The sequence below is a fragment of the Pseudoclavibacter sp. AY1F1 genome, from assembly GCF_002931075.1.
Taxonomy (GTDB): Bacteria; Actinomycetota; Actinomycetes; order Actinomycetales; family Microbacteriaceae; genus Pseudoclavibacter.
Genome location: NZ_PSTQ01000002.1, coordinates 293,622 through 309,974 on the forward strand (window position 1 = coordinate 293,622; position 16,353 = coordinate 309,974).

19 protein-coding genes are annotated in these 16,353 nt (G+C 67.1%); 10 read left to right on the forward strand and 9 right to left on the reverse strand.

Annotated elements, in window-relative coordinates; all coding sequences use genetic code 11:
* Position 1: 1 nt before the first annotated feature.
* The 8 genes from C5B85_RS05500 to C5B85_RS05535 all read right to left on the reverse strand — a co-directional run bounded on the left by C5B85_RS05500 (position 2) and on the right by C5B85_RS05535 (position 9,717).
* Positions 2 to 1,024: a Gfo/Idh/MocA family protein gene (locus C5B85_RS05500; protein WP_104285023.1), complete on the reverse strand. Its 1,023-nt coding sequence runs from the start codon at positions 1,022 to 1,024 to the stop codon at positions 2 to 4.
* A gap of 26 nt (positions 1,025 to 1,050) precedes the next feature.
* The gene (locus C5B85_RS05505) at positions 1,051 to 1,962 is read right to left on the reverse strand and encodes a sugar phosphate isomerase/epimerase (protein WP_104285161.1); all 912 of its coding nucleotides are present in this window, start codon (positions 1,960 to 1,962) and stop codon (positions 1,051 to 1,053) included.
* A gap of 99 nt (positions 1,963 to 2,061) precedes the next feature.
* The gene (gene iolD / locus C5B85_RS05510) at positions 2,062 to 3,960 is read right to left on the reverse strand and encodes a 3D-(3,5/4)-trihydroxycyclohexane-1,2-dione acylhydrolase (decyclizing) (RefSeq protein WP_374953082.1); all 1,899 of its coding nucleotides are present in this window, start codon (positions 3,958 to 3,960) and stop codon (positions 2,062 to 2,064) included.
* 56 nt (positions 3,961 to 4,016) lie between these two features.
* Positions 4,017 to 4,949 carry a 5-deoxy-glucuronate isomerase gene (gene iolB / locus C5B85_RS05515; protein WP_104285025.1) on the reverse strand — a complete coding sequence of 311 codons (933 nt, stop codon included), beginning with the start codon at positions 4,947 to 4,949 and terminating at the stop codon, positions 4,017 to 4,019.
* A 65-nt stretch (positions 4,950 to 5,014) separates the two neighbouring features.
* A complete protein-coding gene (locus C5B85_RS05520; protein WP_104285026.1) occupies positions 5,015 to 6,538 on the reverse strand; it encodes a CoA-acylating methylmalonate-semialdehyde dehydrogenase in 1,524 nt (507 codons plus the stop codon).
* An 88-nt stretch (positions 6,539 to 6,626) separates the two neighbouring features.
* The gene (locus C5B85_RS05525; RefSeq protein WP_104285027.1) at positions 6,627 to 7,535 is read right to left on the reverse strand and encodes a deoxyribose-phosphate aldolase; all 909 of its coding nucleotides are present in this window, start codon (positions 7,533 to 7,535) and stop codon (positions 6,627 to 6,629) included.
* A complete protein-coding gene (iolC, locus tag C5B85_RS05530) occupies positions 7,528 to 8,496 on the reverse strand; it encodes a 5-dehydro-2-deoxygluconokinase (RefSeq protein ID WP_104285028.1) in 969 nt (322 codons plus the stop codon). The genes C5B85_RS05525 and iolC overlap by 8 nt, the downstream gene beginning before the upstream one ends.
* Before the next feature lie 117 nt (positions 8,497 to 8,613).
* Complete coding sequence (locus C5B85_RS05535) at positions 8,614 to 9,717, reverse strand: glutamate--cysteine ligase (RefSeq protein WP_104285162.1); 1,104 nt, start codon at positions 9,715 to 9,717, stop codon at positions 8,614 to 8,616.
* A 122-nt stretch (positions 9,718 to 9,839) separates the two neighbouring features.
* Between C5B85_RS05535 and C5B85_RS05540 the strand changes: the two genes are divergently transcribed.
* The 5 genes from C5B85_RS05540 (at position 9,840) to trmD (ending at position 12,295) form a co-directional block, all read left to right on the forward strand.
* Positions 9,840 to 10,049 (forward strand): hypothetical protein, encoded by a 210-nt coding sequence (locus C5B85_RS05540; RefSeq protein ID WP_146077855.1) that lies wholly within the window; start codon positions 9,840 to 9,842, stop codon positions 10,047 to 10,049.
* A 144-nt stretch (positions 10,050 to 10,193) separates the two neighbouring features.
* The gene (rpsP, locus tag C5B85_RS05545; protein ID WP_104285030.1) at positions 10,194 to 10,610 is read left to right on the forward strand and encodes a 30S ribosomal protein S16; all 417 of its coding nucleotides are present in this window, start codon (positions 10,194 to 10,196) and stop codon (positions 10,608 to 10,610) included.
* A 2-nt stretch (positions 10,611 to 10,612) separates the two neighbouring features.
* Positions 10,613 to 10,843: an RNA-binding protein gene (locus C5B85_RS05550; RefSeq protein WP_068484100.1), complete on the forward strand. Its 231-nt coding sequence runs from the start codon at positions 10,613 to 10,615 to the stop codon at positions 10,841 to 10,843.
* Complete coding sequence (rimM, locus tag C5B85_RS05555; RefSeq protein WP_181064293.1) at positions 10,833 to 11,444, forward strand: ribosome maturation factor RimM; 612 nt, start codon at positions 10,833 to 10,835, stop codon at positions 11,442 to 11,444. Before C5B85_RS05550 ends, rimM begins: the two co-directional genes overlap by 11 nt.
* Positions 11,445 to 11,518: 74 nt before the next feature.
* On the forward strand, positions 11,519 to 12,295 hold the full coding sequence (trmD, locus tag C5B85_RS05560) for a tRNA (guanosine(37)-N1)-methyltransferase TrmD (RefSeq protein ID WP_104285032.1): 777 nt from the start codon (positions 11,519 to 11,521) through the stop codon (positions 12,293 to 12,295).
* Between the two features lie 47 nt (positions 12,296 to 12,342).
* On the opposite strand, the gene map is transcribed toward trmD, so the two are convergent.
* Positions 12,343 to 13,110 carry a type I methionyl aminopeptidase gene (map, locus tag C5B85_RS05565; protein ID WP_104285033.1) on the reverse strand — a complete coding sequence of 256 codons (768 nt, stop codon included), beginning with the start codon at positions 13,108 to 13,110 and terminating at the stop codon, positions 12,343 to 12,345.
* 76 nt (positions 13,111 to 13,186) lie between these two features.
* Here map and C5B85_RS05570 point away from each other — a divergent pair, with 76 nt between their 5' ends.
* The 5 genes from C5B85_RS05570 to C5B85_RS05590 all read left to right on the forward strand — a co-directional run bounded on the left by C5B85_RS05570 (position 13,187) and on the right by C5B85_RS05590 (position 16,275).
* Positions 13,187 to 13,753 (forward strand): hypothetical protein, encoded by a 567-nt coding sequence (locus C5B85_RS05570; RefSeq protein WP_104285034.1) that lies wholly within the window; start codon positions 13,187 to 13,189, stop codon positions 13,751 to 13,753.
* 202 nt (positions 13,754 to 13,955) lie between these two features.
* A complete protein-coding gene (rplS, locus tag C5B85_RS05575; RefSeq protein WP_068484112.1) occupies positions 13,956 to 14,306 on the forward strand; it encodes a 50S ribosomal protein L19 in 351 nt (116 codons plus the stop codon).
* Between the two features lie 104 nt (positions 14,307 to 14,410).
* Complete coding sequence (gene lepB, locus C5B85_RS05580; protein WP_104285035.1) at positions 14,411 to 15,289, forward strand: signal peptidase I; 879 nt, start codon at positions 14,411 to 14,413, stop codon at positions 15,287 to 15,289.
* On the forward strand, positions 15,286 to 15,939 hold the full coding sequence (locus C5B85_RS05585) for a ribonuclease HII (RefSeq protein WP_104285036.1): 654 nt from the start codon (positions 15,286 to 15,288) through the stop codon (positions 15,937 to 15,939). The genes lepB and C5B85_RS05585 overlap by 4 nt, the downstream gene beginning before the upstream one ends.
* A 12-nt stretch (positions 15,940 to 15,951) precedes the next feature.
* Complete coding sequence (locus tag C5B85_RS05590) at positions 15,952 to 16,275, forward strand: DUF2469 family protein (RefSeq protein ID WP_068484088.1); 324 nt, start codon at positions 15,952 to 15,954, stop codon at positions 16,273 to 16,275.
* Positions 16,276 to 16,353: the final 78 nt, after the last annotated feature.

The window sequence follows — 16,353 nt, forward strand, 5'->3', positions numbered from 1 at the left end:
CTTATGCCTTGGCGTAGAACGCTGGGCGCTCGACCTGCTGCACCTCGACGATGCCGCCGTCGAACGCCTTGACGCCGGCCTCGCAGGCGAGGGCGACGCGGTAGCCGTGGAAGGCGTCCGGGCCGTCGATGGTGCCGCGGGCGACCGCGTCCACCCAGCGCTGGATCTGCACGTCGTAGGCCGCCGCAAAGCGGGTCACGAACGAGCGGTGCTCTTCCTTGGCGAACGAGCCGTCCGACCAGGTCTGCACGCCGTTGGCCTGCCCGATGCGGGCGAGTCCGTTCGAGAACACGGCTTCCGTAGCGACCTGGTAGCCGAACTTGATGCTCACGTTCATCTCGACGTCGACGAGGATGCCGTTCTCGAGCTCCAGGAGCACGAGGATCGGCTCGCGCAGACGCTCAGGCGAATTCGGGTTGCGGCGCATGTACTTGATCTCGATGCTGCGGATCTCGCTGCCAGCGAGCCACGGGATGACGTCGAGTTCGTGCACGACCGAGTCGTTGATGAGCATGTCCTGCGTGTACGTCTCCGGCACGTCGGGGTTGCGGTGCACGGCGCGAAGCGCGAGCAGCTCTCCGGCTTCGCCAGACTCGATGATCTCGCGCAGGCGGGCGTACTCGGCGTCGAAGCGGCGCATGAAGCCGAGCTGGATGAGGGGTCGGTCGGAGGCGGCCATCTCGGCCTCGACGACCCGCAGCGACGACGCAGAGTCGGCCGTCAGGGGCTTCTCGCACAGGATGGGGAGCTTCGCCGCGAGGGCGGGCAGGAGGACGGGCTCGTGGAATTTGCCTGGTGTCGCGATGACAACCGCGTCGACGGCGTTCGCCGCGATCGCGTCCTCGATGCTCGTGAACCATTGCGCGCCCGGTGCGTTCTGCAGGGCCGCGGTGCCGCGTCCCTCGTCAGGCTCAATGACGGCCGAGACGACGGCGCCGCTGATGCGCTTCGTGATGCGTGCGATGTGGTCGGCGCCCATGAGGCCGGCGCCGACGACGCCGACGCGGAGGTCAGTTGATGACATGTCGTTGTTTCCTGTTCTGCTCAGGGCTACTTGGCGCGGGCGGCGGGAGTGGAGCCGCAGATGTGCTTGAGCGTGCGCTCAGCGATCGGGTACGGGCGGTCGGCGGAGCAGCCGAACATGTCCTGCTCGACGATGCCGAAGATGTTCGGGTCGATCTCGGCGGCGCGGGCCACGATGGGGCCGAGCTCCGGGATGCCGTTCGGCGGCTCGACCATGATCATGTCGGCGGCTGCTTCAGCCCACGACACGTCGTTCTTGAGCACGTCGAAGAGCTTGTCCGGGTCGACCTGCTTGAGGTGCAGGTAGCCGATGCGCTCGGGGTAGGCGTTCATGAGGCGGAGGCTGTCGCCGCCGTAGTACGAGAAGTGACCCGTGTCGAGGCAGAGATTTGTGTACTTCGCGTCGGTCTCGCTGAGCAGGCGTTCGACCTCGCGGTAGGTGCCCACGTGGCTGTCGGCGTGCGAGTGGAACTGCTGCTTGACGCCGTACTCCTCGAGGAGCGCCTTGCCGAGGCGGTCGTGGCCAGCCGCGAGGCGCGTCCACTGCTCGGCATCGAGCGTGCGCGGTTCCTTCGCCTGGCCCGTGATGTCGTCACGCCACATGTCGGGGATCGTCACGAGGTGCTCGGCGCCGAGCTTCGAGGCGAGGCCCGCAACGGCGATGGCCTGGTCCCAGGCGCGCTGCCACTGGCTCTCATCCTCATTGTGGAAGCCCGTGAACACCGTGCCGGCGGAGAGCTTGAGGCCACGCGACTCGAGCTCGTCGGAGAGCTGGTTCGGGTCGGTGGGGAGGTAGCCGTACGGACCGAGCTCGATCCACGTGTAGCCGGCCTTCACTACCTCGTCGAGGAAGGTCTGCCACGGGATCTGGCCGGGGTGGTCGGGGAGCCAGATGCCCCAGGAGTCAGGGGCGGTTCCGATTCGGATGCTCTGCGACATCGTCGTCTGCTTTCTGTTGATGGTCGTGTTGATGTTCGAGGTCGTGCGTGTCTTGCGTTGAGGGGCCGGCGGTGGGAGATCCGATCCGGCCCCCACCGGTCAGCCGAGCAGGGGCCGCTGAGCGGCCTTCTGCTGCTTGTAGTCCTCGAGCGCGCTCTTCGTGGAGTCGAGCGTGGAGGTCTCGGCGACCGGCACATCCCACCATCCCTCGCCGTCAGGCGCGTAGATGAGGGGGTTGCTGTTGATGTGGATGAGCGTTGAGGTGTCTGATGCCTTGGCCGTGGCCATGGCATCGCGGAGGTCGTTGATCGCGTCTGCGCTGGGCTCGATCTCGATCGTGTCGATGCCGTAGCTGCGCGCGTTCGCGGCGAGGTCGATGGGGAGGACCTGGTCGCCCTGGAAGTTCGATCCCGCTTCGTCGAAGGCGCGGTACCAGGTGCCGAAGCGCTCGGACCCGACTGTCTCGGAGAGGTGCCCGATGGAGGCGTAGCCGTGGTTCTGGATGAGCACGACGATGATCTTGATACCCTCGGCGACTGCTGTGACGAGCTCCGTGTGGAGCATGAGGTACGAGCCGTCGCCGACCATGACGATGACGTCCCGGTCGGGGGCAGCACGCCGCACGCCCATGCCACCGGCGATCTCGTAGCCCATGCAGGAGAAGGCGTACTCGACGTGGTAGCCGAGCGAGTCGCGCACGCGCCACAGCTTGTGGAGGTCGCCGGGGAGCGAACCGGCGGCCTGCACGATGACGTCGCGCGGGTCGCTCGATTCCTGGACGACGCCGACGATCTCGGGCTGGCCGGGCAGGTCGAGTCCGCTCGGCTCGAAGGCGACGTCGACGGCCGCATCCCAATCGCTCTTCTGCGCTGCGATCTGACGCGAGTAGTCGTCGCTCACGCGGAAGCCGGAGAGGGCGCCGATGAGCTTCACGAGCGTCTCGCGTGCATCTGCCACGACGGGCAGCTGCGAGCCGTGTTTGTAGGCGTCGAAGGCGGCGACGTTGATGTTGACGAAGCGCACGCCGTCGTTCTGGAAGACGGTGCGGCTCGCCGTGGTGAAGTCGCTGTAGCGGGTGCCGATGCCGATGACGACGTCTGCCTGCGCTGCGAGGCGGTTGGCGGCGGTCGTGCCGGTCGCGCCGATGCCGCCGAGGTACTGCGGGTGGTCCCAGTTGAGGGATCCGCCGCCTGCCTGGCTCGTGCCGACGGGAATGCCGGTTGCCTCGACGAAGGCGCGCAGCTCGTTCTCGGCGCCCGAGTAGATGACGCCGCCGCCGGCGACGATGATCGGGTTCTTCGCGTTCTTGATCGCCTCGACAGCGCGGGCGAGCGGGCCGGCCTCGGGGAGGGGGCGGCGGATGTGCCACTCGCGCTCCTCGAGGAAGGCGAGCGGCACGTCGATGAGCTCTGCCTGGACGTCCTCCGGCAGCGCGATCGTGACGGCACCCGTCTCGGCCGGGTCGGTGAGGACGCGCATGGCGGCGAGCGCGATCGAGAACAGCTGCTCGGGGCGCTGCACACGGTCGAAGAAGCGGGAGAGGGGACGGAACGCATCCGTCACCTGGATGCCCGTGTCGTGTGGGAACTCGAGCTGCTGCAGCACGGGGTCGGAGACGCGCGTCGCGAAGGTGTCGCTCGGCAGGAGCAGCGCTGGCAGGCGGTTCGCCGTGGCGAGGGCTGCACCGGTGAGCATGTTGGCTGCGCCCGGTCCGACGGATGCGGCGCTCGCGTACGTCGCGCGGCGGCGGTGCATGCGCGCGTAACCCACCGACTGGTGCACCATCGCCTGCTCGTTGCGAGCTTGGAAGTACGGCATGAGGGTCGGGTCCTCGACGTTGGCCTGCTTGAGCGCCTGGCCGATGCCGGCGACATTGCCGTGGCCGAAGATTCCGAACATGCCGGGGATCGTGCGCTCGCGCACGTCGCCGTCGACGGTGTACTGCTTGCCGAGGAACTCGACGAGGGCCTGGCCGACGGTCATTCGCTTGGTTGACATCTGCGTCATCTTTCTGCGTTGGTACTGAGCTGTTGCTGGTGCGCTGGAGGCGGAGGTTACCGCTGGGGGCCGTACGGGAGGCGGGAGTCGAACTCCTGGGAGGTCCACTGCTCGCGCACCCAGCCGTGGGCGGGGTCGTCGCTGATGAGCCACTCGCGCGCCTCGTCCGGACCCGCCATGACGTTCAGGTAGTACAGGTCGTAGCCGGGTGCCGCGACGGCGGGGCCGTGGTAGCCGAACGGGACCAGCGCGATGTCTCCCGTGCGCACGATCTCGTTGATCGAGATCTCGCCGGCAGGCGACGTGTAGGTCGCGAACATGCCGAAGGCGTCAGCGCCCTCCGGGACTGTCGCGTTCTTGGTGGGCTCGCTCTCGAAGTAGTAGATCTCCTCGAGGCGGCTCTCGTGGCCCGGGTGGTGCTCGTCGTGCTTGTGCGGAGGGTACGACGACCAGTTCTCGGCCGGCGTGATGACCTCGCACACGATGAGTTTGGCGGCCTGCAGCGATCCGGGGATGCCGAAGTTCTGCACCTGTCGGCTCGATCGGCCGGCGCCGCGGAGCTCGACCGGCACGTCGCTCTTGCGGAGCACCTGGAAGGGGAAGACCTGCGTGGTCGGCGCCTCGGCGACGGCGACCCTGCCGCTGCCGGTCACCGTGGCGCTGGTCCCGACGGGCAGGTAGGCCACGTCGGCTGGCCCGTCGAAGACTGAGGGACGGCCCTCGAGCTCGACGGATGCGGGCGCATCCGCACCGTCGAGCTCGAGGCGCGCGTTTCCGCGGAGGGGGATGACCATTCGCTCAATGTCGCCTGCCGGCAGCTCGAGGCGCAGACCATCGGAGAGGTCCGCGACTCGGATGCCGGTGTGTTCCCAGCCGGGGAGCGTCGCATCAACAACGCTCTCCCAGCCGTCTCGCGAGAGGGCTCCGCGGGCCCTGAACCAGGTGTTCTCTGCTGTGTCCCTGTGGGGAGATGCTGCGTGTGAGGACATTGCTCGTGAGTCTTTCTAGGTGCGAATGGTCCGGCTAGCCGTGTGGGCTAGTCGTGCTGGGCTGGTTAGTCGTTTTCGGGGAAGCCGAGGTTGATGCCGCCGTGCTTGGCGGGGTCGAGCCAGCGGCTGGTGACGGCTTTCTCGCGGGTGTAGAAGTGGAAGCCCTGCAGGCCGTAGGCCTTGGAGTCGCCGAAGGCGGAGTCTTTCCAGCCGCCGAAGGAGTAGTAGGCGACGGGGACGGGGATGGGTACGTTGATGCCGATCATGCCGACCTGGATCTCGTTCTGGAAGCGGCGGGCGGCGCCGCCGTCGTTGGTGAAGATCGCGGTGCCGTTGCCGAACTGGCCGGTGTTGATGAGCTCGACGCCTTCCTCGAAGCTCTTGACGCGGACGATGCCGAGGACGGGGCCGAAGATCTCTTCGGTGTAGGCGCGGCTCGTGGTGGGGAGGTTGTCGATGAGGGTGGGTCCGAGCCAGAACCCGCCGTCGGCGCCTTCGGCCGTGATGTCGCGGCCGTCGACGAGCACGTCGGCGCCGTCGTCTTTCGCGATCTGGATGTAGGAGGCGATCTTGTCGCGGTGCACTTCCGACACGATGGGGCCCATGTCGGGTTCCTTGTGGGTGTCGGTGGGGGTGCCGTCGCCGATGCGGAGCTTCGCGATGCGCTCGGTGACCTTCTCGATGAGCTGGTCGGCGACGGGCTCGATCGCGAGGACAACGCTGATGGCCATGCACCGCTCGCCCGCGGATCCGTAGCCGGCGTTTATGGCTTGGTCGGCGACGAGGTCGAGGTCCGCGTCGGGGAGGACCAGCATGTGGTTCTTCGCGCCGCCGAGCGCCTGGACTCGTTTGCCGTTCTTGGAGGCGGTTTCGTAGATGTATTGCGCGATGGGGGTGGAGCCGACGAACGAGATCGCGGCGACGTCGTTGTGGTTCAGGAGGCCGTCGACGGCTTGCTTGTCTCCGTGGAGGACGTTGAAGACGCCGTCGGGGAGGCCGGCTTCTTTCCAGAGTTCCGCGAGCCAGAGGGCGGCGGAGGGGTCTTTCTCGCTGGGCTTGAGGACAACGGTGTTGCCGACGGCGATCGCGATGGGGAAGAACCACATGGGGACCATGGCGGGGAAGTTGAACGGCGAGATGATGCCGACGACGCCGAGGGCCTGCTTGATGGAGAACACGTCCACACCGGTGGAGGCGTTCTCGGTGAAGTCGCCCTTCATGATGTGGGGGAACCCGGTGGCGAGTTCCACGACCTCGAGGCCGCGCTGGATCTCGCCCGCGGCGTCGGAGACGACCTTGCCGTGCTCGGAGGTGATGATCTTCGCGAGCTCGAACTTCCGCTCGTTCAGCAGCTCACGGAACTTGAAGATGATGTTCTGGCGCTTCGCGATCGACGTGTTCGACCAACCGGGGAACGCGGCCTTCGCGGCGGCGATCGCGGCGTTGATCTCGGCGTCGTCGGCGAGAGCGACGTTGCCCGTCGCGGTGCCGAGGGCCGGGTTGAAGACCGGCGAGGTGCGCGTGGGCGCTGCCGTCGAGTAGGCGCCGTTGATCCAGTGCTGGATCGTGGGCAGAGCAGTGTCAGTCATTGATCTTCCTTCGCTGTGGTGCGCCGGCCGGAAGCGGCGCTGGTGGATGCGGCAGCTGCCGCGACGAGAGGGTGCTAGGGGTCCGAGTTCAGCTCGGGATGTGCACGAGGCGCGCGGCCGTGTCGACGGCCGTGGCGACGTCGCCATCGGCGGGGTAGAGCAGCGTTCGGCCGACGACGAGCCCGCGAACGCCCGGGAGGGCGAGGGCGTCAGCCCATTTGGCGTACACCGCTTCCTGGTCGCCGTTCGGCTCTCCGCCGAGCAGGAGCGTCGGGAGGGTTGTCGCCGCCATGACGCGCTCCATCTCGGGAACGACCGGCAGCTTCATCCACGTCGAACCCGAGCTGTTGCCGAGCCCCGAGGTGATTGCGATCGAGTTGATGACGGCGTCGGGGGAGAGGTCGTTGACGATCCGCCCTTCCTTCCACTCGCTCATGAACGGCTCGAGCATGATCGGGAGAGATGCTGCCGCCGCGTCGTCGACGGCACGGGCGTTGGCCTCGAGCGTTGAGACGGTGCCGGCGTCCGCGAGGTTGACCCGCACGAGCGTCTTCGCGAAGTCGATGCCGTCGCGAACCATCGAGTCAACGTCGTAGCCCGTGAAGCGGTCGTCCATCTCGAAGCTCGCCCCGCGGAGTCCGCCGCGGTTCATGGAACCGACGATGAGCTTGTCGTCGAGGACGCCGAGCAGGGCAAGGTCATCGATGATGTCGGGAGTGCCGAGCACACCGTCCACGCCGGGGCGGGAGAGGGCAAGCGCGAGGCGGTCGAGCAGGTCGTAGCGGTCGGCCATCGCCATGGCGTCGTCGCGGACGCCGAGGGCGCCGCGTGCGGGGTGGTCGGCCGCCACGAAGAAGAGTCTGCGGTCTTCAGGGAGAAGCGACGAACGGCGCTTCCGGCCTGCGAGCGCTTCCCTGAGTGCGGCTGGGCCGTCGGCGCGCGCGTCGCGGAGCTTGTCGAACGCGGCTTCGTCGAGGATCCGGTACGTGTCAGGCAAGGGAGTTCTCCTTCAGGATCTCGTCGACCTCCGCGGTCGATGGCATGGCGGTCGAGCACTCGAGTCGCGAGGCCACGATTGCGCCGGCGACGTTCGCGAAGCGCAGGATGTGCTCGAGGTCCCACCCGGCGATGAGCCCCTTGCAGAAGGCGCCGCCGAAGCTGTCGCCAGCTCCGAGGCCGTTGATGACATCGACGAAGTGCGTCGGCACCTCGATGGATCCCTCTCGGGTCTTCGCGAGCACGCCTCGTGGGCCCTGCTTGACGACCGCGATGTCGACGCCTCGCTCGAGGAGCGCATCCGCTGCCCGCTGGGGCTCGGTCTCGCCGACGGCGACCTCGCACTCCTCTTTGTTGCCGATGGCGATCGTCGACTGCGCGAGGATCGGCTCGATGGCTGCCGTCGCGGTGGCGGCGTCCGGCCAGAACATGGCGCGGTAGTCGAGGTCCAGGATGGTGTGGTCGCGGCGGGCGCGAGCGGCGAACGCGGCGTGGTGCGCGGCCCTGCTCGGCTCCTCGGAGAGGCCCGTGACGGTCGCCCAGAAGATCTTCGCGTCGCGGATCGCGTCGAGGTCGAGCGTCTCGGCCCCGATGTTGAGGTCGGGGGCCTTCGGCTGACGGTAGAAGTAGAGCGGGAAGTCGTCTGGCGGGAAGATCTCGCAGAACGTCACCGGAGTGGCGAGCGAGTCGTCCCGAGTCACGAAGTCGCTCTTGACGCCGAGGCGTTCGAGCTCCCGCACGATGTAGCGGCCGAATGGGTCGTCGCCCGTGCGGGTGATGACCGCGGAGTTCAGGCCGTGCTTCGCGCCGGCGACGGCGACGTTCGTGGCGCTGCCGCCGAGGAACTTCCCGAAGGTGGAGACGTCCTCGAGCCCGACTCCGGTCTGGAGGGGATAGATGTCGACGCCAACACGGCCAAGCGTGATGAGGTCAAAGGATGACGTAGCTGTTGTAGTGGTCATACGGCTCTGTACAACTTTCAGTCCGATGGTGAACGAGGACAAGAGTCAGCATACACCTAATGTCCTGACAAAGTAACAAAGTCAGTTTGCAGGATTTCGCCGACGGGTCGAGGACCGTCAGGCCTTGAGTTCGGCGATGAGAGAGTCCACGACCGGGACAAGCGCACCGCCGTGCTCCTCAGCCACGCGCCGCTGGCGGTCGCTCGACGAGCCGCTCTCGATGATCTCCGCGATAACGGCGAGCTCATCCGCGCATCCGAGGTGCTCCGCCACCTGCAGGTAGTCGCCCTCGATTCGCTCGGCGAGCACCTCGGTCACGGGACGCTCGTTGCCGTCGGTGTCCTCGATGATGATCGCGTCGAGGCCGTAGCGCGCAGCGCGCCACTTGTTCTCGCGCACGAACCAGGAAGGCAGGCGGTCCGTCTCCCTGCCGGCGTCGAGCTCTCGTGAGGCGTGCTCGACGATGACGTGATTGAGCGCGACCATAGCCCCGAGCTCGCGGAGGTTCGTCGCGCCATCCGAGATGCGAATCTCCACCGTGCCCCAGTGCGCGGAGGGGCGCACGTCCCAGCGCAGCTCCTGCACCTCGTCGACGATGCCCGTGTGCAGCACGTCGTGCGCAACGCGCTCGTAGTCCTCCCACGTCTCCATCTCAGGCGGCAAGCCGCCGGTCGGAAGCTGCTGGAAGATCATCGTGCGGTGCGAGCTGAAGGTCGTGTCCTCGCCCTGCCAGTAGGGGCTGGATGCGGAGAGCGCGAGCATGAGTGGGTAGTTCGCGAGGGTCGCCCGCATGATCGCAGGCACCTTGCGGCAGTCCTCGACCCCGATGTGGGTGTGCACACCCCAGATCGCGAGCTGGCCGCCCCAGCGGCCGGATCTCTCGGCGACCATGCGGTACCGCTCGCCTGGTGAGCGCTGCTGCTCGCGCCACCTGGAGAAAGGGTGCGTGCCGGAGCCGATCACGCCGGCGCCCGCCGCGTCCGCCGCCGTCAGCAGAGAATCCCGCAAGCCACGCAGCTCGTCAACCGCCGACCCGGCAGAACGGTGCACGCCCGTCACGAGTTCGACGGTGTTCGTGAGGAACTCCTTCGTGAACCGCTCGTCGCCGAGGCGGGAGATCAGTTCTGGGCCGATGCCGGTCAGCTCGCGCGACTCAGCGTCGACGATACCGAGCTCCCATTCGACACCGAGTGTCGAACGCTCTGATGAGGCGAAACGCATGGTGAAAGCGTAGACGCACGAAGGGCCGCGGCGTGTCTGCATTGCGGGCGAATTCGCATCGGCCGCAATATAGAGAGAGGAGGAGGGCGACGGCAGGCGCCGCCCCGGAAGTGGAGGCCCTCATGCGCTACTCGGAATCGCTCGCGGAGCTCGCGACGGCCGGTGCCCAGGACTTCGTTCCGTACGTGATCGGGGCCGTTCTGCTCGTCCTGATCGGGGGCATCGTGCTCTTCTTCGTGCAGCGCAGGCAACGCGCCGCGGAGCGGGCGGAGCAGTCTGTCTCAGACTTCGACGGGCGCCCGACATCGGGTGACGATTCTACGGTTGGCTAACTGGCCAAGTATCTGCCAAACTAGGCAGTTGAGTCTCGCAGGCTCGACCCTCTAATCCGGCCTGCGGTTCACCATTGAGCTCTGCCGAGTGTGCCCCACGCCCTCCGGCTGTCGTTCGCCGATACACACACCATCAGGAGACACGTGGCTGTCAAAATTCGTCTGAAGCGCCTTGGAAAGATCCGGGCACCCTACTACCGCATCGTCGTCGCCGACTCGCGCACCAAGCGTGACGGTCGCGTCATCGAGGAGATCGGCAAGTACCACCCCACCGAGAACCCCTCGTTCATCGAGGTCAACTCGGAGCGTGCACAGTACTGGCTGAGTGTCGGCGCACAGGCCTCCGAGGCTGTCGTCGTACTCCTCAAGCTCACGGGCGACTGGGGCAAGTTCAAGGGCGAGGGCTCGACCGAGAACCAGGTCAAGGCACCTGAGGCCAAGGTCCCCTTCGTCGCAGATGCTGGCAAGAAGCCCGTCCTGCGCCCCAAGGCTGAGCCGAAGGCAGCTCCGGCCGCCGCAGAGGTCACCGAAGACGCAGCGACTGAAGAGGTCGAGGCCTAGTCATGCTCGCTTCCGCGCTGGAACATCTCGTCAAGGGAATCGTCGATCACCCCGACGATGTCCGCGTGGACCGCAGCACTGCTGCACGCGGCGAGGTCCTCGAAGTGCGTGTGCACTCCGAGGACCTCGGCCGCGTCATCGGTCGCTCCGGCCGCACTGCTAAGGCGCTGCGTACCGTTGTGACCGCACTTGCCGATGGCCGCCGAGTTCGCGTCGACGTAGTTGACGACTGAGGTGGCAGGTAAGAAGAAGGGCATCACCCAGCTCCGGGTCGGGCGCCTCACGAAGGCCCACGGCCTCAAGGGTGCCATCAAGCTCGAGCTCTTCACCGATGAGCCAGACCGGCGCTTCGTGCCCGGCGCGAGCTTCAGTCTCCAGGTGCCGCCGGAGCATGAGTGGCACGGCAAGAGTCTGGAGCTTCAGGAGCTCCGCTGGTACAACGGGCACCCTGTCGGATTCTTCGTGGGGGTCGATGACCGCACCGCGGCCGAGAGTCTCGCCAAAGCGATCCTCTGGGTCGACTCGAACGACGCCGAGGAGCTCGAAGACGACGCCTGGTACGACCACCAGCTTGTTGGCCTCGACGTGCGGCGCGATGGCGTCTCCGTCGGCACGGTCATCCGCGTCGAGCACTTCCCGGCCCAGGACCTGCTGGTCGTCAAGACCGCAGACGCCGAGGTGCTCGTGCCTCTCGTGAAGGCGATCGTTTCCGAAGTCGACCTCGAGGCCGGCATCGTCAGCGTCACACCGCCCAACGGCCTCTTCGAGGAGATCGAAGAGGCTCAGGCGGCGTCGAAGGCTCCGGCCGTCGAGCCGAAGGCCGACGCCGAGTAGTCTCCGCTCTCCATCTGCGTGATCATGCGCGCCCGCGACCAGTCGCGGGCGCGCAGCCGCTTAAGCTGGACCCCATGCGCGTCGACATCGTCACCATATTTCCCGAGTTCTTCCAGGTGCTCGACGTCTCCCTCCTCGGCAAGGCGCGGCAGGATGGCATCATCGACGTCCGCGTGCACGATCTGCGCGACGCGACGACCGACCGGCACCGCACGGTCGACGACACCCCGTACGGCGGCGGCGCAGGCATGGTCATGAAGCCCGAGCCGTGGGGGCAGACGATCGACGGAATCCTCGATGACGCCGCCAGTCTGTCCGCGGTCCCCGCGGAAAGCCCTGAGTCGCCGGAGGGCGCGGAGCACGTTGACGCAGCGGAGTCGGTTGACACCCGCCCCCTTGTCGTCTTCCCGTCGCCGGCCGGGACGGTCTTCACGCAGGCGACCGCCAGGCGGTACGCCCTCGAGCCGCACATCGTCTTCGGCTGCGGCCGCTACGAGGGCATCGACCAGCGAGTGTTCGACAACACCGCTGAGCGCGCCAGGGTTGAACTCGTGAGCCTCGGCGACTACGTCCTCAACGGGGGAGAGGTCGCCGTGACCGCCATGATCGAGGCGTTCGGGCGGCTTGTGCCAGGGGTCGTCGGAAACCCCGAGTCGCTGGTCGAGGAGTCGCATGAGGACGGCCTGCTCGAGTACCCGAGCTACACCAAGCCGGCCATGTGGCGCGGGCGAGAAGTCCCAGACGTGCTGCTGAGCGGCCACCACGCGAAGATCGCCGCGTGGCGGCACGAGCAGCAGATCGAGCGCACGCGCCGCGTCCGCCCAGAGCTGCTGCCGCCAGAACTCCGCTAGCTGCTTGCCGCCTCGGCGCTTGCTCCCCGCTTGACGGCGAGTCCGCGCTAGCTGCGCGCGGTGAGGATGATGGGGTCACCGTCGGTGATGACAACCGTGTGCTCGCTGTGCGCACCGCGTGATCCGTCAGCGCTGCGGAGGGTCCAGCCGTCAGGGTCCTGCACGAGCTTGTCCGTCGTCTCGAGGAACCACGGCTCGATGGCGAGCACCAAGCCAGGCTTGAGCGGCATGCCTCGGTTCGCGCGTCCGCGGTTGGGGACGCTCGGCTCCTGATGCATGGTGCGCCCGACCCCGTGGCCGCCGAATTCGACGTTGACGGGATAGCCGGCGTTCTTCGCGACCTGCCCGATGGCGTGCGAGATGTCGCCGAGCTTATTGCCGGGACGAGCCGCTTCGATAGCCGCCTCGAGCGCCACCTCTGTCGTGTCGATGAGCCGCAGGTCGGCTTCTCGGGGCGTGCCCACGACGACGGTGATGGCCGAGTCGCTGACCCAGCCGTCGACTGCGACGGCGAAGTCGAGCGTCAGCACGTCGCCGTCCTTGAGCGCGTAGTCGTGTGGCAGGCCGTGCAGGACGGCGTCGTTGACCGAGGTGCAGATGACCTTGCCAAACGGCGAGTTGCCGAAGGAGGGGTGGTAGTCGATGTAGCAGCTCTTCGCGCCGCGCTTCGTGATGAGCTCGTGGGCTCTGGCGTCGAGCTCGAGGAGGTTCGTGCCGACGGCGGCGGTCTGCGAGAGCTCGTTGAGGACCTCGGCGACAAATCGCCCCGCGGGTCGCATCTCTTCGATTTCGTTCTGGGTTCGCAGCTCGATCATCCGGCAATCGTACCGGCGCTCGTGCCGTGAGCGAACGCTCAAGCCTCTGCTCGGGAACCTCCCGTAGCGTTGGGTCATGGGCATCGGCCGTCTCGTCTACCGCGCACTTCTCCCTGCTGCGCTTTTCCTCGCCGCCTGGCAGTTCGTGGGCTGGCTCATCCTGGGCGCCCCCGTGGCTCGCCTGTTCGTCTTCGGTTTCGCCGGCCTTGCCGCTGTCGCCGGACTCCTCATCCTGTCCGCGAACTTCTGGTTGCGGCCCGACATTCGCGAGACGAAAGCCCTTCAGCTGCGCGACCTGCCCCTCATCCTCGTGCCGTGGCTGCTCTGGGCGGTTGGTGCTGTCGTGCCGGATGCTCCCGGGCTCTGGGTGCTCGCCGCCGCGTTCCTGTCGATGGTCGTCGCCGGATCGATAGCACGCCGCCGACTGACGGCGGTCGTCCAGGAGCGACTGGCCTCCGCCCAGGCCGCTGGGCCGCAGGCCAACCCGTTCGGCATGTTCGGCGGGATGCCCGGGATGGCCGGTCCCGGCATGTCCGGTTCGCAGGGAAACCGGACGCCGCCGTCTGGGCCAGGGGGAGCATCTGGACCAGACGCGGGCAAGGTGATCACGCTCGACCCCGAACCCGACGACGACCGGCGGTGACCCGAACCGCCGGGATCCGGGCCGAGCTGCGCGAGCGTTCGCATTGCGGGCATTCGCATTGCGGGCGTCAGGCGGGCATGGTTTACTAGATCCTTGTGCCGCGGCTCGACTCTGCCACAGGGGATGAGAGCACTTCGCGATGCACGCCAACCTCTTCACTGACCTTCGCAGCCGACCTGTGGCGACTGCAGAGAGCGAAATCATGACCAACGTTATCGACGTCATCGACGCAGCATCGCTGCGTAGCGATGTCCCAGACTTCCGCCCCGGCGACACCGTCAAGGTGCACGTGAACATCGTTGAAGGCACGCGCTCGCGCGTCCAGGTCTTCCAGGGTGTTGTCATCGCACGTCAGGGGGCCGGCGTTCGCGAGACCTTCACGGTCCGCAAGGTCAGCTTCCAGGTGGGCGTCGAGCGTACGTTCCCCGTGCACACCCCGGTCATCGAGAAGATCGAGATCGTGTCCCGCGGTGCTGTGCGTCGTGCGAAGCTCTACTACCTCCGTGGTCGTCGTGGCAAGGCCGCGAAGATCCGTGAGAAGCGCGACAACTAAGCTTCCAGCTGTAGGCGAATGGCTCCCCAACGCGGGAGCCATTCGTGTCGATCCACACACTGACTGAGAGTTCCGCCACAGCGGACCGAGCGCGAGGGGGAGCCATGGGCGACGCGGGTTCGCGCGACCGCCGCGCTCCATCTCACGGCAGGCCCCCGCACGACGGCAGGCACCGCGTGGGCCGCACCGACCGGCCCTCGGGTCTCGGCTCCTCCGAGATCGCCGACGCGCCCATCCACGCCACTGGCCTCATCGCCGAGAACGAGCCGGCTCCTGCACCGAGTCGCGGACTCGGCAAGGCCATGCTCTCGTTCGCTCGCGACCTCGTCATCGTCGCCGTGCTCGCGATCGTCATGTCGATGCTCATCAAGACGTTCTTGCTCCGGCCCTTCTATATCCCTTCCGCCTCGATGAACGACACCCTGGTCGTCGAAGACCGCGTGCTCGTGAACCTCCTGGTCCCTGACCTCGTCGGTATCGAACGAGGCGACATCGTGGTGTTCGAGGATCCGGGCGGATGGCTGCCGGTCGTCACTCCCGCCGCGAAGTCACCTTCCCAGGCTGCGGTCGACGGTGCGCTCGAGTTCGTCGGGCTCAAGCCCGAAGAGACGAGCAATCACCTCATCAAGCGCGTCATCGGACTGCCGGGCGACGTCGTCTCGTGTTGCAATGAGTACGGCCAAGTTCTCATCAACGGGCTGCCCATCGGCGAGCCGTACCTGCTGCTCGAGGACGGGCAAGCCGCATCCGGGATGCCGTTCGACGTCACGGTGCCCGAGGGGCACCTCTGGGTCATGGGCGACAACCGTTACAACTCCGAGGACTCCCGCTACCACCAGGACGAGCCTGGCGGCGGGTTCGTGCCGGTTGATGATGTGGTTGGCAAGGCGTTCCTGCTCAACTGGCCGCTTGACAGGTTCACGTTCCTCGGCAACTACCCGGAGGTCTTCGACCGGGTGCCGGAGCGGACGGGCCAGGAGTGACCCCGCCCGTAGACCCGACGCTCGACGTGGAGCGAGAGCTGCTGCTCACGGCTCCCGTCGTCATCGGCGTAGACGAGGTCGGTCGCGGCGCGATCGCAGGCCCGGTCGCCGTCGGCGCCTGCGCGATCGACGTCGCTCGGATGGAACTCCCATCTCCCGCTGGTGTGCGCGACTCGAAGCTGCTGAGCGCGAAGCGTCGACTGGAGGCCCGCGCGGGAATCGAGGCGTGGGCGATGAGCGTCGGCGTCGGCTATGCCAGCGCCATCGAGATCGACGAGCGCGGCATCACTGCCTGCCTCGGTGCGGCAGCCAAGCGGGCCCTGGCCGAGCTGCACGCGAGCGGCGTGCCGGTCGCGGATGCGGTTGTGCTGCTCGACGGATCGCACGACTGGCTCTCCCCGTGCCTCTCGACTCCGCTGCGCGTCGTGGTGCGCCCGAAGGCCGACCGCGACTGTACCTCGGTAGCCGCGGCATCCGTGATCGCGAAGCTAGAGCGTGACGCGCTCATGATCTCGGCGGCCGAAGCGCACCCGGAGTACCTCTGGGAATCGAACAAGGGGTACGGTAGCGCGGCTCACCTCGCGGCGATTGCCGCGACAGGCCCGAGTGAGCTCCACAGGCACACGTGGCTCCGCGCCGCGACCCCGTAGACTGGGCGGATCATGGACGACGAGAATTTCGACGATTACGAGCGCGAGCAGGAGCTCTCCCTGTTTCGCGAGTACCGCGACGTCGCGGGGCAGTTCAAATACGTGATCGAGACCGAGCGCCGCTTCTACCTGGCGAACAGCGTGGACCTGGTCAGGCGCGACACCGAGCACGACTTTTACTTTGAGCTCACGATGAAGGACGTCTGGGTGTGGGACATCTACCGCTCCGACCGCTTCGTGAAGCAGGTGCGGGTGCTGACGTTCAAGGACGTCAACGTCGAGGAGACCGGCTCGAAGGAGTTCGAGCTCCCCAAGGAGCTTGCGCTCGACGAGTAGCCTCCCGGCACCAGCTCCTGCCTCGGCGCCAGCTCTTACCTCGGGGCCAGACGCGTCCTGGCGCGCGACGCGCCGCCT

What these genes read in the sequence shown, in the direction of transcription:
- rplS (WP_068484112.1), top strand. Translation starts at nt 13,956, where the DNA reads ATGACCAACGTTATCGACGTCATCGACGCAGCATCGCTGCGTAGCGAT.
- C5B85_RS05500 (WP_104285023.1), bottom strand. Translation starts at nt 1,024, where the DNA reads ATGTCATCAACTGACCTCCGCGTCGGCGTCGTCGGCGCCGGCCTCATG.
- C5B85_RS05535 (WP_104285162.1), bottom strand. Translation starts at nt 9,717, where the DNA reads ATGCGTTTCGCCTCATCAGAGCGTTCGACACTCGGTGTCGAATGGGAG.
- iolB (WP_104285025.1), bottom strand. Translation starts at nt 4,949, where the DNA reads ATGTCCTCACACGCAGCATCTCCCCACAGGGACACAGCAGAGAACACC.
- iolD (WP_374953082.1), bottom strand. Translation starts at nt 3,960, where the DNA reads ATGTCAACCAAGCGAATGACCGTCGGCCAGGCCCTCGTCGAGTTCCTC.
- C5B85_RS05520 (WP_104285026.1), bottom strand. Translation starts at nt 6,538, where the DNA reads ATGACTGACACTGCTCTGCCCACGATCCAGCACTGGATCAACGGCGCC.
- lepB (WP_104285035.1), top strand. Translation starts at nt 14,411, where the DNA reads ATGGGCGACGCGGGTTCGCGCGACCGCCGCGCTCCATCTCACGGCAGG.
- C5B85_RS05505 (WP_104285161.1), bottom strand. Translation starts at nt 1,962, where the DNA reads ATGTCGCAGAGCATCCGAATCGGAACCGCCCCTGACTCCTGGGGCATC.
- C5B85_RS05590 (WP_068484088.1), top strand. Translation starts at nt 15,952, where the DNA reads ATGGACGACGAGAATTTCGACGATTACGAGCGCGAGCAGGAGCTCTCC.
- trmD (WP_104285032.1), top strand. Translation starts at nt 11,519, where the DNA reads ATGCGCGTCGACATCGTCACCATATTTCCCGAGTTCTTCCAGGTGCTC.
- C5B85_RS05540 (WP_146077855.1), top strand. Translation starts at nt 9,840, where the DNA reads ATGCGCTACTCGGAATCGCTCGCGGAGCTCGCGACGGCCGGTGCCCAG.
- C5B85_RS05570 (WP_104285034.1), top strand. Translation starts at nt 13,187, where the DNA reads ATGGGCATCGGCCGTCTCGTCTACCGCGCACTTCTCCCTGCTGCGCTT.
- map (WP_104285033.1), bottom strand. Translation starts at nt 13,110, where the DNA reads ATGATCGAGCTGCGAACCCAGAACGAAATCGAAGAGATGCGACCCGCG.
- iolC (WP_104285028.1), bottom strand. Translation starts at nt 8,496, where the DNA reads ATGACCACTACAACAGCTACGTCATCCTTTGACCTCATCACGCTTGGC.
- C5B85_RS05550 (WP_068484100.1), top strand. Translation starts at nt 10,613, where the DNA reads ATGCTCGCTTCCGCGCTGGAACATCTCGTCAAGGGAATCGTCGATCAC.